Here is a 12,791-nt window from a genome sequence, read left to right as displayed (position 1 = left end):
CAACAACGGCACTGGGGTGATTAGCTCAGCGGTAGAGCACTGCCTTCACACGGCAGGGGTCACATGTTCGATCCATGTATCACCCACCAGTTTTGCTCCGGATGGACTGCCTTGCAGGCGATTTTTCCGGAAAGGGTGATTAGCTCAGCGGTAGAGCACTGCCTTCACACGGCAGGGGTCACATGTTCGATCCATGTATCACCCACCATTCCAGACCCCCTGCAGGCCCTGCCTGCAGGGGGTTTTTGCTTTGCGCGAGCTTGGCAAGCTGGCGTTGCTCCGGCGCCGGCGGTGGACTCCTCCTCGGCCACAATCCGGCTTTCTTCCTGCCAGACGCAAGGCTGCCGTGATCATCTACCACAACCCCTCGCACCGTCTCCACGCGCCGGTCCACGAGTTCTTCCGGGGCGAGCGTGTTCCCTGTTTCGAAAAGCCCGATCGCGCCGACTATGTGGAAGCCCGGCTGCGCCAGCAGGGCTACGCGTTGCGCGCTCCGGACACGGACAGCCAGGCCGTCCTGGCGCGTGTGCATGCGCCGCGGTACCTTCGCTTCCTGCAGGACGCGTGGTCGCAGTGGCTGTCGCTGGATGCGCGCAATGCCGGCGTGCAGCCGTTCCCGTCTGTCTGGCCGGTGCGCACGCTGCGCGACGATGTCGAGCCCGAGAACTTCGTCGCACGGCTGGGCCTGTATTCCATGGACAACGGCTCGCCCCTGTCCGAAGGCACCTGGGCGGCAGCCAAGGCGGGCGCCGATGCGGCCGCGAGTGCGGCGGCCGCGGTGGCTGCTGGAGCGCGTGCCGCGTTCTGCTGCACCCGCCCGCCGGGCCACCACGCGGGGCCCGACTTCATGGGCGGCTACTGCTTTCTCAACAACGCGGCCGTTGCGGCCCAGTGGCTGCTCGATGCCGGCACCGCCTGCCGCGTGGCCGTGCTGGATGTGGACTACCACCACGGCAACGGGACACAAAGCATCTTCTACGAGCGCTCCGACGTGATGTGCATCAGCATCCATGGCGACCCGCGCACCGAATATCCGTTCTACCTGGGGCATGCCGACGAAACCGGCGCGGGACCCGGTGCCGGCTTCAATTTCAATATCCCGCTGCCGGCCGGCACGGCCTTTCCCGACTGGCTCGGTGCGCTCGACCGGGCCTGCACGCGTGTCGTGGAATGCGGGGCGCAGGCGCTGGTCGTGCCGCTGGGCCTCGACACGTTCGAGGGCGACCCCATCTCGCGGTTCACGCTGTCGTCGTCGGACTTCATCGAAGTGGGCGCCAGGCTCGCAGGCCTGGGACTGCCGACGGTCTTCGTGCTCGAAGGCGGATATGCGGCTGCGGAACTGGGTGTGAATGCCGTCAACGTACTCCAGGGTTTCGAGCGCGTGGCGGGCGGTGCCGGACCGGAAGGACGGCCATGAGCGACGCGGTCGAATGCGTGGTCATCGGCGCGGGGGTGGTGGGGCTCGCGGTGGCCAGGGCACTGGCGATGGAGGGCCGGGAGGTGATCGTGCTGGAGGCCGCGGGGGCCGTCGGCACCGGCACGAGCTCACGCAACAGCGAGGTCATCCATGCGGGCATCTACTATCCACAGGGCTCGCTCAAGGCGCGGCTGTGCGTGCGGGGCAAGGAACTCCTTTATGCCTACTGCGCGCAGCGCGGGGTACCGCATCGCCGGTGCGGCAAGCTCATCGTCGCCACCTCCTCCTTGCAGCTCGCATCGCTCGATGGAATCGCGGCGCGAGCGCGGGCCAACGGCGTGCCAGATCTGCAGCGCCTAGGCCGGGACGAGGCCGTGGCGCTCGAGCCGGCCCTCGCGTGTGCCGGCGCGCTGCTGTCGCCCAGCACGGGCATCGTGGACAGCCATGCGCTCATGCTGTCGCTGCAGGGGGATCTGGAGCACGCTGGCGGCATCGTGGCGCTCAACGCCGCCTTCGCTGCGGCGCAGTGCGGGCCGGACGGCATCCTCGTGGAAACCGAAGACGGCACACGGCTGCGGACACGCTTGGTGGTCAATGCGGCGGGCCTGCATGCGCCGGCCGTCGCCCGCGGCTTCGCGGGCATGCGTCACGACATGGTTCCTGTGGCCCATTACGCCAAGGGAAGCTACTTCTCGCTTTCCGGCCGGGCTCCGTTTTCGCGGCTGGTCTATCCCGTGCCCGAGGCGGCGGGGCTGGGCGTGCACCTGACTCTCGATCTGGGAGGGCAGGCCAGGTTCGGTCCGGACGTGGAGTGGGTCCCTGAAAGCGACGATCTGGCCGTGGATCCTGCCCGTGGCCAGGTGTTCTATGCAGAGGTGCGGAAGTACTGGCCCGCTTTGCAGGACGGGGCGCTCCAGCCTGCCTACGCGGGCATGCGTCCCAAGATCCACGGACCGCATGAGCCGGCTGCGGACTTCGTGATCCAGGGGCCGGGAGAGCATGGCGTGCCGGGACTGGTGCATCTGTTCGGTATCGAATCGCCCGGGCTCACCAGTTGCCTGGCGATCGCGGAATACGTCACTGCCGCAGCCCGCGGCTGAGGGCTCTGCCGCGGGCTGCGGCTTCGCGCTTCATGGTGGCCGGTAATATGGGACATCCGCCTACAGCCGACCTGGGAGGGGCGGATTACCTTTGGGTTCTGCTATGAAAGGCTTGTTTATGACCTCTGCATCCGAAACCTTCTCCAATGCACAACAAGAACTTGAAAAGCTGGTCACCGATCTGCGCGGCCTGCTGTCCAACAAGGACCTGGACAGCGTTCCGGAAATCCGCCAGCTGCGCCGCCGGCTGGACGATGGCGTGAACACGGTGCGTGACTCCGCCGTCCGTGCGGCGCAGGAGGCCGCCAGCCAGGCGAAGGAAGCAGCCCGCGTGGCAGACCGCTATGCGCACGATGAGCCCTGGCGCGTTGCCACGGCTGCACTGGCCGCAGGCGCCCTGGTCGGCTTCCTGCTCGCCCGGCGTTGAGCGGGGCAGGCGCCCGCCGCACCGGGCGCCGCCATCTCTCTTTTCGGCCGGGCACCCGAACACCCGGCCTCTTCACTGCATTGAAAGGTCCTCATGAATTGGTTGGCGCTGCTGGGATTGGAAGGGTGGGTTGCGCGCATCCGCGCAGCCACCATCGAAGGTGCCATCGCCGCCGAGGACCGCTGGGATCTGGCCCGCCTGGAATGGGCCGAGGAAAAGCGCCGGCTGGCCTGGATCGTGGTGCTCGTCGTGGCTGCTGCAGGCCTGACCGTGATCGCCCTCATCCTGTTGTCCCTGGCCATCATGGTGCATTTCTGGGATTCGCCGGACCGCGCCATGGTCGCCTGGATCGTGGCCGGAACCTGGCTCGCCCTGTGGGCGGTCACGCTGGTCAGCCTCGTGGCGACCGCAAAGCAGGCTGGCAACGCTTTCGCGCTCACGCGTCGCGAACTGCGCGAAGACTGGCGGCAGATCAAGGAAAGGCTGTAATCCCGATGTCCGCACCGCACGCTTCCACGCCTGGCGAAACCGATTTCAGGCCCGCGCTCGGCGATCTGCACGCCACTCCCGAACAACGCAAGATTCTCGAGCGCATCGCGCTGCAGCGCGAGCGCCTGCACAGCCGCCGTCTCGCGCAGCGGCAGGCTGCGGAACTGCGCGCCCAGCAGGGTGCAGAAGGCGGCCCACGGCCGCTGGATCCGGACGCGCCGCTGGTCGAGCGGGTCATCTGGTTCGCGCGGCAGCATCCCATCATCGTGGTGGCCGCGGCCGGAGCCGCGGCTGCCGTGGGCCCCAGCCGCATCATGCGCTGGGCGGGCGTGCTGATGCCTCTCATCATGAAAATGAAGCGCTGAGCGGCTCCGCTGGCTCTTCTCCAAAACCGCTCGATCTGCCGTAGAGGCCGCTCGCCGGGCGCACGGCCACTGGTGGATTGGTCCGGCTTTTCTTTCAGGCCGGGCGCGGCATGGCGCGCAGCGCCTTGGCGACCTGCGGTACCAGGGCGGGGCCCCGGTAGATGAGCCCGGTATAGATCTGCACCACGTCGGCGCCCGCGCGTATCTTTTCGACCGCGTCTTCGGCGCTGAGGATGCCGCCCACTCCGATGATCGGGAAGTCCTTGCCCAATACGTGGCGCAATTGGCGGACGACACGGTTGCTGGATTCCCGCACCGGCGCGCCGCTGAGGCCGCCGGTTTCCTCCGCATGACGCAGCCCTTGTACCGCATCGCGCGAAATGGTGGTGTTGGTGGCGATGACGCCGTCCATGCCGTGGCGCTGCAGCGTGGATGCGATGACGGCCACCTGCTCCTCCGCGAGGTCGGGGGCGATCTTCACGAAGATGGGCACGCGGCGCGGGCGCCCCGTGGCCTTTTCAGGCAGCTTGGCCAGTGACTCCCGCCGCTCGGCGATGGCTCCCAGCAATCCGTCCAGGGCTGCATCGCTCTGCAGTGCGCGCAGGTTTTGTGTGTTGGGGGAGCTGATGTTGACCGTGACGTAGTCGGCGTGTGGATAGACCCCCTCCAGGCACAGCAGGTAGTCGCGCGTGGCGTCTTCGATCGGCGTGGTGGCGTTCTTGCCGATGTTGAGGCCCAGGAGCATCGGACGCCTGCCGGGGCGGGTGTGGTGGTTCGATTGCCGCACGTTGTGCAGGAATGCGTCCAGGCCTTCGTTGTTGAAGCCGAGGCGGTTGATGAGGGCATTGGCTTCGGGCAGGCGGAACATGCGCGGCTTGGGGTTGCCGGGTTGGGCGCGCGGGGTGACGGTGCCCACTTCGACGAACCCGAACCCCATGGCACCCAGCGCGTCGATGCAGCGCGCGTTCTTGTCCAATCCTGCGGCGAGGCCCACGCGGTTGGGGAAGGTGAGGCCTGCGAGCTGGACGGGATCGGAAACCTGTTCGCCGCTCCATGCCCACTGCAGCGGCGTGCGCTGGCCGCGTGCCAGCATGTCCATGGTGAGTTCGTGGGCGGCTTCGGCATCCATGCCGAAGAGGAACGGGCGGGTGAGGGCGTAGGGGATCAGGGACATGGGGATAATTCGGGCTTCACTCCGATTCTCTCCCATGACCACTCCCGCATCCCTTTCCCAAGATGAACTCAAGGCCCTGGTAGGCCAGGCCGCGCTGAAGTACGTGGTGCCCGGCGACATCATCGGCGTCGGCACCGGCTCGACGGTGAACCAGTTCATCCAGGCGCTGGGCCCGATGAAGGACAAAATCCGGGGCGCGGTATCGAGCTCCGAGGCCAGCACGCAGCGGCTGCGTGCGCTGGGCATTCCGGTCTTCGACGCCAATGAGGTGGAGTCCCTGTCCGTCTATATCGATGGCGCGGACGAGATCGATCCGCGGGGCCACATGGTCAAGGGGGGCGGCGCTGCGCTGACCCGCGAAAAGATCGTCGCGGCCCTGGCCAGGCAGTTCGTGTGCATCGCCGATGCGTCCAAGCTGGTGGAGACGCTGGGCCGGTTCCCGCTGCCGGTCGAGGTGATTCCCATGGCGGCGCAGCAGATCACGCGCCGGTTCGCCGCGCGGGGCGGCCAGGCCGTGTTGCGCCGGGGAGCGGACGGACAGCCGCTGGTCACCGACAACCAGCAGCACATCCTCGATGTGACGGGGCTGTCGATCCAGGATCCGCTGGCGTTCGAATCGGAAGTCAACCAGTGGCCGGGCGTGGTGACCGTGGGCGTTTTCGCCCACCAGAAGGCCCACGTGGCGCTGATCGGTGCGCCGGAGGGCGTCCGGACCGTCACGTACTGAGGAGGTCGCGGGCAGGCACGGCCATGCCGTCGCGTGCCGCCAGCGATGCGTGCCAGGACTAGAACTGGATGCCGGCGGGGTTCGCGGGCGAAGGCGCTGGTGGCGGCGCGGCTGGACGTTGTACCGGAGCAGGCGCTGCCGCGGGCGGCGCTGCCGCGGGCGGCGCTGCAGGGGTCGGCGTGGCCGGTTTGGCACTGACCAGGGGCGTTGCGGGCGGGCGCCGGTAGTTCGGGGGTAGTTGCGACTGCTTGGGGTACGCCGCGGCATCGAGGTACTGTGTCCACTCGGTGTCGGAGAAGCCGATGAGCTGCTGCGATCCGATGGTGGCGAATGGCAGGGTGGTGGACCCGCTCAGGCGCTGCAGGGCCTCTGCATCCTCGTTGGTATTGACGGTGCGCTCGGTGAAGGGCACGCCGCGGCCTGCCAGCAGATTGCGCGCGCTGGTGCAGGGAGCGCAGTCGTTGCCGGTGTAGAGGGTGACGGGAAACCGGGAGGCGACCTGCTGCAACTCATAGGGCAGGCCGCTGGCGGAGGTACCGGCGGGCTTGCCGTTCATCGTCGCCGGTCCCGACTGCGCGTCCGGCGCCCGGTCGGAGAACGTCACCTTGCCGTCCGGGCCGACGATGCGATAGACGTTCTGGGCGGCCGCGGGCAGGGCGGCAGCCGCGCTGGCCAGGCACAGCGCAGCCAGGCGGACCGTGGGGGGCAGGGAGGGCATGGGGGCGTTTCTCCTCGGGCGTGGGGCGTCAGGCGGCCTGGGCCATGCCCTGGTGGCGCAGCAGGGCGTCCAGGGACGGTGCCCGGCCCCGGAAGGCCTTGAAGGACTCCATGGCCGGACGGCTGCCGCCGACTTCCAGGATGGCCTGGCGGTAGCGCGCACCGGTTTCCGTGCTCGGCAGGCCGTCGGCGCCGGCGGTTTCCTCGAAAGCGGCATAGGCGTCGGCGCTCAGCACTTCCGCCCACTTGTAGCTGTAGTAGCCGGCCGCGTAGCCGCCAGCGAAGATATGGCTGAAGGTGTGCGCGCTGCGGCTGAAGGCCGGGGGTTGCAGCACGGCGACTTCCTCGCGTACCTGGTCGAGCAGGGGCATGAAATCCTGCGAGGGATCGTGCTCGGTGTGCAGCAGCATGTCGAACAGCGCGAACTCGATCTGCCGCAGCGTGGCCATGCCGCTCTGGAAGTTCTTGGCGGCCAGCATCTTGTCGAAGAGCTCGCGGGGCAACGGGGCGCCGGTGTCCACGTGGGCAGTCATGTGCCGCAGCACGTCCCACTCCCAGCAGAAGTTCTCCATGAACTGGCTGGGCAGCTCCACCGCGTCCCACTCGACGCCGCTGATGCCGGACACGTCGCGCTCGTTCACCTGCGTGAGCATGTGGTGCAGCCCGTGGCCGAATTCGTGGAAGAGGGTGATCACGTCGTCGTGCGTGAGCAGCGGAGGCTTGCCGTCCACGCCCGCGGCAAAGTTGCAGACCAGGTGGGCGACAGGCGTCTGCAGCCGGCCGGTGTCCGGGCGCAGCCAGCGCGTGCGCACGCCATCCATCCAGGCGCCGCCGCGCTTGCCGGTGCGGGCCGGCTGGTCCAGGTAGAACTGGCCGACGAGTTCGGTTCCGCGCTCGATGCGGTAGAACTCCACGGCGGGGTTCCAGACCGGAGCGGTGTCGCGCCGGATGGCCACGTCGAAGAGTGTCTCGACGATCTTGAACAGGCCGGCCAGCACCTTCGGCGCGGTGAAGTATTGCTTCACCTCCTGCTCGCTGAAAGCGTAGCGCGCTTCCTTGAGCTTTTCGGAAATGTAGGGCCAGTCCCAGGACTGCGGGTCGGCGATGCCCAGGTGCTTCGCGGCGAAATCGCGCAGGTCGGCCACGTCCTTTTCCGCGTAGGGCCGTGCGCGCCGGGCGAGATCGCGCAGGAAATCGATGACTTCCCGGGGCGAGTCCGCCATCTTGGCGACGACGGACACCTCGCCGAAATTCGCGTAGCCCAGCAGCCGGGCCTCTTCCTGGCGCAGGGCGAGGATTTCGCGGATCAGTGCGGAGTTGTCGAAGCGGCGGGCATCACCCTCGGCCTGGTCCGAGGCCCGGGTGACGTAGGCGCGATAGAGCTTTTCGCGCAATGCGCTGCTCTCGGCGAACTGCATCACGGGCAGGTAGCAGGGCATCTTGAGGGTGAGCTTGTAGCCTTCCTTGCCGTCCGCCTGGGCGGCAGCGAGCGCTGCCTGGCGCACATCCTCCGGCAGCCCGGCGAGTTCATCCTCGCGGGCGTAGTAGGCGAATGCGTCGGTGGCGTCCAGGGCGTTTTCGCTGAACTTCTGCGACAGTTCCGCCTGCCGCTCCTGGATCTGCGCGAAGCGCTCCTTGGCCTCGCCCTGCAGCTCGGCGCCGGAGAGCACGAAATTGCGGACAGCGTTCTTCCAGGCCTGGCGCTGTTCCGGATTGAGCGTGGCCGGGTCGATGGCCTTGTACTTCGCGTAGAGGCGCTCGTCGGCTCCCAGGCGCGTCCAGAACTCCGTCACCCGCGGCAGGACCTCGTTGTATGCCGCGCGCAGCTCGGGCGTGTCGGCGACGCTGTTCAGGTGGCTGACGTCACCCCACGCCCGGCCCAGTTCCTCGATCGCGACGTCCAGCACGCGCGAGATGGCTTCCCAGGTGGCGGGGAAGTCCGGGGCCGTGACGGTGTCCAGGGCGGTGTTCGCGCGCAAGAGCAGGGCGTCCATCGCGGGAGCCACGTCGGCGGGCGCGATACGGTCGAACAGCGGGAGGTCTTGGAAGTCGAGGAGTGGGTTGCTCATGCGCGTTCAGATGGCGGCGGGGACGATGGGTTCAAGCGGCGTGCGCAATCTCTTCGATAGCTTGGCTCGATAGTGCCGGTCAGCCGGCTGCGCGTTCGGCCGCTTCGAGGGTGTTCACGAGCAGCATCGTAATGGTCATGGGCCCGACCCCGCCGGGAACGGGGGTGATGTGGCCCGCGACCTCGCGCACGCCCTCGAAGTCCACGTCGCCGCAGAGCTTGCCTTCGTCGTTGCGGTTCATGCCCACGTCGATGACGACGGCGCCGGGCTTGACCATGTCGGCCGTCAGCACGTTGCGGCGGCCCACGGCGGCCACGATCACGTCGGCCTGCAGCGTCTGGGCCTTGAGGTCAGTGGTGCGGGAATGGCACACGGTGACGGTGGCGTCCTTGGCCAGCAGCATCAGCGCCATGGGCTTGCCCACGATGTTGCTGCGGCCGATCACCACGGCGTGCTTGCCGCGCAGGTCGTAGCCGATGTGTTCCAGCATCTTCATGCAGCCATAGGGCGTGCAGGGCCAGAAGCCGGGCATGCCGGTCATGAGGGCACCGGCGCTGGCGATGTGGAAGCCGTCCACGTCCTTGGCGGGCGAGATGGCCTCGATGACCTTCTGGGCGTCGATGTGGGGCGGCAGGGGCAACTGCACCAGGATGCCGTGGATGGACGGATCGTTGTTCAGCGCGTTCACGCGCGCCAGCAGCTCGGCCTCGGTCATCGCGGCGTCGTACTTCTCGAGCACCGAGTGCAGGCCGCTTTCCTCGCAGGCCTTGACCTTGTTGCGCACGTACACCTGGCTGGCGGGGTTGTCGCCCACCAGCACGACGGCCAGGCCCGGCGTGGTGCCGCGTTCCTTGAGCAGCGCGGCGCGGCGGGCCACGTCGGCGCGGAGTTGTCGGGAAAGGGCGTTGCCGTCGATCAGTTGGGCGGTCATGGCGGAAGGGGACTTCGGTGCGTTGGATGTGAAAAAGGCCGCCGGCCCCGGCAGGGCGCCGGTGGGCTGGGCGGCCGTTGCGGAGGCGGTCAGGACTTGGGCGCGTTCTGGCCCAGGGCGATCTTGAGCAGGTCGGCCACGGTGTTGGCGTTCAGCTTTTCCATGATGTTGGCGCGGTGCGCCTCCACGGTCTTGATGCTGATGCCCAGGTCGTCGGCGATCTGCTTGTTCAGGCGGCCGGCGACGATGCGCTCGAGCACCTGCGCCTCGCGCCCGGTGAGCTTGGAGAGCAGGGCATCGCGGCTGGCGGCCTGCTGGTGGCCGGCGAAGGACTCGCGGGCCCGGTCGAGCATGCGGTCCACGAGGCTGACGAGTTCGTCTTCGTTGAAGGGCTTCTGGATGAAGTCCAGCGCGCCCTTCTTCATGGTGTTGACGGCCATGGGCACGTCGCCGTGGCCGGTGATGAAGACGATGGGCAGGGGGGACTTGCGTTCGAGCAGGCGGTCCTGCAGTTCGAGACCGGTCATGCCACCCATGCGGATATCGACGATCAGGCAGGCGACTTCGCGCGGATCGTAGCGCGAGAGGAAGGATTCGGCGGAGTCGAAGCAGCGGACGCGGTAGTCCTTGCCCTCCAGCAGCCATTGCAGCGAGTCGCGTACGGCCTCGTCGTCATCCACGACGTAGACAGTACCTTTTTTGGGAGTCAAACTCATGCGGGAGTCCTTGGGGTAGATGCTTTTGCTACAGAATTCATAGTGTCATCCGCAGGCTGGGCGAGCGGAAGCCAGAAGGAGAATCGGCAGCCGGTGACCTCCGGGCCATTGTAGATGTTCTCCGCCTGCATCCGGCCCTGGTGCGATTCCACGATGCTGCGGCACAGGTTCAGGCCGATGCCCATGCCTTCCTGCTTGGTGGAGAAGAAGGCCTCGAAGAGGTGTTCCAGCACTTCCGGGGCCAGGCCCTTGCCGGTGTCCTGCACCGCGAATTCGATGCCGTCCTGGCTGTCCAGCGGGCGTGGCACCACGCGTAGTTCCACGCTGCGGCGGGCGGGTGGGCGCCCGGCCTGCTGGATGGATTCCGCGCCGTTCTTCATGAGGTTGATGAGCACCTGCTCGATCAGGATGGTGTCGGCCATCACGGGCGGCAGGCGCGCGGCCACGTAATGGGTCAGCCGCACGTTGTGCCGGCGCAGTTCCATGTCCGCGAGCTCGACCGCCTCGCTGACCATGTGCTGCACGTCGGCGAGGGTGCGGTTGGGCTCGCTTTTCTTCACGAACGCGCGGATGCGCTGGATGATCTGGCCCGCGCGCTGCGCCTGGTGCGCGGTCTTCTCCAGTGCGGAGAGCAGGGCGTCTTCCGTGATCTGCTGGCTCTTGATGCGCGAGACCATGCCGCTGCAATAGTTGCTGATGGCCGTGAGCGGCTGGTTCAGTTCGTGCGCCACGCTGGAGGCCATCTCGCCCATGGTGATCAGGCGGCTCACGGACTGCGCGCGTTCGGCCTGGCGCGCGGCCTGTTCCTCGGCCTGGCGGCGCGGGGTGATGTCGGTGGCGATCACCATCTGGGCCAGGCGGCCGTCCACCCAGTTCAGGTAGCGGGAGCGCACTTCCAGCCATTTGCCGAGGTCGGGCAGGTAGATCTCGGCGTTCTCCGAGCGCGCGTCTGTGAGCGTGTCGGTGGGCAGGCCCATGAGGGCATCCTCGTCGTCCATGCTGCCCGCGCTGGAGCTGCCGGCCGGCAGCACGCCCGCCTGCGCCACGAGCTGCAGGTGCCCGCCGGTCTGCGAGCCGAACCACTGGCGGTACAGCTTGTTCGCGAAGAGCAGTTCCTCGCTGCCCAGGGGCGCGACGGAGACGGAGGCGTCCAGCGATTCCAGCACGATGGTGAATCGCTCATGGGATGCCGTCAGCTGTTCGCGCACGCGGTTGGGCTCGGTGATGTCGGTCATCGAGGTCATCCAGCCGGTCTGCTGGCCGTGCGCGTCGATGAGCGGGGACACGTAAAGCCGCGCGTCGAACAGCGTGCCGTTCTTGCGCTTCACCCGGACCTGGAAGCCGCCGACCGTCTGCTTGCCGCTGAGTTCGTCGCGCAGCTTCGAATGCAGCACTTCGTGATCGGCTTCCGGCCAGTAGGTGTAGGGCGGGGACTGGCCGATCAGTTCCTCCGCGTTCCAGCCGGTCATCTGGCAGAAGGCGGCGTTCACGTAGGTCATGCGGCCATTCATGTCGAGCGCGCGCATGCCCGTGACCATGGAGTTTTCCATGGCGCGGCGGAAGTTGGTTTCGGCCACGAGCGCCTCCTGCGTGCGCAGGCGGCGGCGGGTGTGGCGCCAGTTGGCGATCAGCATCCAGGCCGTCATGGCGCTCAGCGTGCCCACGAGCCAGAAGAGCCCGCTGCCCACCACCCCCAGGGAGGTGCGGTAGGCCTGGGCGCGCAGCACGAGGCCATTGCCCACGGGGGACACGAACACCTCGTATTGGTTGGCGCGGGTGGCCCAGGGCTGCCAGGGCGATGCGCGCCCGCGTGGCGGCAGCGGCGTGCCGGCCAGCAGCTGGTCGCGGCCGTCGAGCATGGTGACCGCGTAGCGCGCGAGCACTTCGGTGGGCGTGCCGTAGCGCAGCAGGCTGTCCACGGAGTATTCGGCCAGGACCACGCCGGTGAACTTGCCCTGCGCCACCAGGGGCACCTGCAACTGCAGCAGGGGAGCGGCCTCGCCCCGTCCCGGGTCGGCCAGCGGCTGCACGTACACGGGCTGCTGCAGGTCGCGTGCGATGCCGAAGGTGTCGGCGGTGTCGCCATTGCGCAGCACCTCGCCTGCCACGCGCAGCTGGCTGCTGGGCAGCGTGGGCGCCGCATGGCTGGCGCGGATGCGGCGGCGGTCGTCGATCCAGGTGATGGCCTGCAGTTCGGGGTACTGGCTGATCAGGCCTTCCGCGCGGGCGACGAAATCCGCGCGCTCCAGGTCCTGGTTGGAGAGGTCGCGCGCGATGCGCATGATCTGTTCCTGGCGCTCCAGCAGGCGCAGGCGCACGCGCTGCTGCGCGTATTCGACGTCGCGGCGCAGGGCTTCCTGCTCGCGCTCGCCTTCTTCGGCGCGCAGGTACCAGAAAGCCGCAACGATCGCGGCGAGGAACATGAGCACGGCGGCCAGCGGCGCCAGGGCTGCCAGGCGGTCCTGGCGCGTGGGAGAGAGGCTGCGCCACCAGGTGCGCCACCAGCGTGCCGGCGCGGTGACCACGAAAGGCTCTGCCGGAGCGGGGGGCGCGGGGGAAGGGCGGTCCATGCCCGCGAGTGTAGGTGAGTGGCCCGGCTCCCCGTCCGGGCAGATGTGCGGTCGCAGCAATTTTTCATATTATGGTTTGATGCGGCGCC

General features: G+C 67.9%; 12 protein-coding genes and 2 tRNA genes. 8 read left to right on the top strand and 6 right to left on the bottom strand.

From position 1 onward, the window contains the following. Window positions 1–14: 14 nt before the first annotated feature. The 7 genes from ACAV_RS13710 (at window position 15) to ACAV_RS13680 (ending at window position 3,798) form a co-directional block, all read left to right on the top strand. Window positions 15–89: transfer RNA gene (locus ACAV_RS13710), tRNA-Val, on the top strand. Window positions 90–133: 44 nt separating this feature from the next. Continuing rightward, window positions 134–208: transfer RNA gene (locus ACAV_RS13705), tRNA-Val, on the top strand. A 138-nt stretch (window positions 209–346) separates the two neighbouring features. After that, a complete protein-coding gene (locus tag ACAV_RS13700; protein WP_013595171.1) occupies window positions 347–1,417 on the top strand; it encodes a histone deacetylase family protein in 1,071 nt (356 codons plus the stop codon). Next, complete coding sequence (locus tag ACAV_RS13695; RefSeq protein WP_013595170.1) at window positions 1,414–2,517, top strand: NAD(P)/FAD-dependent oxidoreductase; 1,104 nt, start codon at window positions 1,414–1,416, stop codon at window positions 2,515–2,517. The genes ACAV_RS13700 and ACAV_RS13695 overlap by 4 nt, the downstream gene beginning before the upstream one ends. A 118-nt stretch (window positions 2,518–2,635) precedes the next feature. Continuing rightward, window positions 2,636–2,944: an ElaB/YgaM/YqjD family protein gene (locus ACAV_RS13690; protein WP_013595169.1), complete on the top strand. Its 309-nt coding sequence runs from the start codon at window positions 2,636–2,638 to the stop codon at window positions 2,942–2,944. A 93-nt stretch (window positions 2,945–3,037) separates the two neighbouring features. Next, on the top strand, window positions 3,038–3,433 hold the full coding sequence (locus ACAV_RS13685) for a phage holin family protein (protein WP_013595168.1): 396 nt from the start codon (window positions 3,038–3,040) through the stop codon (window positions 3,431–3,433). A gap of 5 nt (window positions 3,434–3,438) precedes the next feature. Further along, on the top strand, window positions 3,439–3,798 hold the full coding sequence (locus ACAV_RS13680) for a hypothetical protein (RefSeq protein WP_013595167.1): 360 nt from the start codon (window positions 3,439–3,441) through the stop codon (window positions 3,796–3,798). A 94-nt stretch (window positions 3,799–3,892) separates the two neighbouring features. Here the strand turns inward: ACAV_RS13680 and ACAV_RS13675 are convergent, their stop codons facing one another. Then, window positions 3,893–4,972, bottom strand: a complete 1,080-nt coding sequence (locus tag ACAV_RS13675) for a quinone-dependent dihydroorotate dehydrogenase (RefSeq protein WP_013595166.1) — start codon at window positions 4,970–4,972, stop codon at window positions 3,893–3,895. Window positions 4,973–5,006: 34 nt separating this feature from the next. Here ACAV_RS13675 and rpiA point away from each other — a divergent pair, with 34 nt between their 5' ends. Then, the gene (gene rpiA / locus ACAV_RS13670) at window positions 5,007–5,699 is read left to right on the top strand and encodes a ribose-5-phosphate isomerase RpiA (protein WP_013595165.1); all 693 of its coding nucleotides are present in this window, start codon (window positions 5,007–5,009) and stop codon (window positions 5,697–5,699) included. Between the two features lie 58 nt (window positions 5,700–5,757). Here the strand turns inward: rpiA and ACAV_RS13665 are convergent, their stop codons facing one another. From ACAV_RS13665 to ACAV_RS13645, 5 genes are all read right to left on the bottom strand, one after another. After that, the gene (locus ACAV_RS13665) at window positions 5,758–6,417 is read right to left on the bottom strand and encodes a glutaredoxin family protein (RefSeq protein ID WP_013595164.1); all 660 of its coding nucleotides are present in this window, start codon (window positions 6,415–6,417) and stop codon (window positions 5,758–5,760) included. Window positions 6,418–6,445: 28 nt separating this feature from the next. Then, entirely contained in the window at window positions 6,446–8,485 is a 2,040-nt protein-coding gene (locus ACAV_RS13660) for a M3 family metallopeptidase (protein WP_013595163.1), read from the bottom strand. Between the two features lie 79 nt (window positions 8,486–8,564). Then, window positions 8,565–9,416 carry a bifunctional methylenetetrahydrofolate dehydrogenase/methenyltetrahydrofolate cyclohydrolase FolD gene (gene folD, locus ACAV_RS13655; protein WP_013595162.1) on the bottom strand — a complete coding sequence of 284 codons (852 nt, stop codon included), beginning with the start codon at window positions 9,414–9,416 and terminating at the stop codon, window positions 8,565–8,567. Window positions 9,417–9,505: 89 nt separating this feature from the next. Then, complete coding sequence (locus ACAV_RS13650) at window positions 9,506–10,132, bottom strand: response regulator transcription factor (RefSeq protein WP_011795564.1); 627 nt, start codon at window positions 10,130–10,132, stop codon at window positions 9,506–9,508. Then, window positions 10,129–12,702 carry a PAS domain S-box protein gene (locus ACAV_RS13645; RefSeq protein WP_013595161.1) on the bottom strand — a complete coding sequence of 858 codons (2,574 nt, stop codon included), beginning with the start codon at window positions 12,700–12,702 and terminating at the stop codon, window positions 10,129–10,131. Before ACAV_RS13645 ends, ACAV_RS13650 begins: the two co-directional genes overlap by 4 nt. Between the last annotated feature and the right edge of the window lie 89 nt (window positions 12,703–12,791).

This window comes from Paracidovorax avenae ATCC 19860 (assembly GCF_000176855.2).
Taxonomy (GTDB): domain Bacteria; phylum Pseudomonadota; class Gammaproteobacteria; order Burkholderiales; family Burkholderiaceae_C; genus Paracidovorax; species Paracidovorax avenae.
Note: the sequence above shows the minus strand (reverse complement) of the source record. Positions and strands in the feature narration are given on the sequence as shown.

Coding starts and splice junctions, on each gene's coding strand:
- ACAV_RS13660 (WP_013595163.1), bottom strand. CDS start 8,485: ATGAGCAACCCACTCCTCGACTTCCAAGACCTCCCGCTGTTCGACCGT.
- ACAV_RS13685 (WP_013595168.1), top strand. CDS start 3,038: ATGAATTGGTTGGCGCTGCTGGGATTGGAAGGGTGGGTTGCGCGCATC.
- ACAV_RS13675 (WP_013595166.1), bottom strand. CDS start 4,972: ATGTCCCTGATCCCCTACGCCCTCACCCGCCCGTTCCTCTTCGGCATG.
- ACAV_RS13645 (WP_013595161.1), bottom strand. CDS start 12,702: ATGGACCGCCCTTCCCCCGCGCCCCCCGCTCCGGCAGAGCCTTTCGTG.
- ACAV_RS13695 (WP_013595170.1), top strand. CDS start 1,414: ATGAGCGACGCGGTCGAATGCGTGGTCATCGGCGCGGGGGTGGTGGGG.
- ACAV_RS13665 (WP_013595164.1), bottom strand. CDS start 6,417: ATGCCCTCCCTGCCCCCCACGGTCCGCCTGGCTGCGCTGTGCCTGGCC.
- ACAV_RS13680 (WP_013595167.1), top strand. CDS start 3,439: ATGTCCGCACCGCACGCTTCCACGCCTGGCGAAACCGATTTCAGGCCC.
- folD (WP_013595162.1), bottom strand. CDS start 9,416: ATGACCGCCCAACTGATCGACGGCAACGCCCTTTCCCGACAACTCCGC.
- rpiA (WP_013595165.1), top strand. CDS start 5,007: ATGACCACTCCCGCATCCCTTTCCCAAGATGAACTCAAGGCCCTGGTA.
- ACAV_RS13690 (WP_013595169.1), top strand. CDS start 2,636: ATGACCTCTGCATCCGAAACCTTCTCCAATGCACAACAAGAACTTGAA.
- ACAV_RS13650 (WP_011795564.1), bottom strand. CDS start 10,132: ATGAGTTTGACTCCCAAAAAAGGTACTGTCTACGTCGTGGATGACGAC.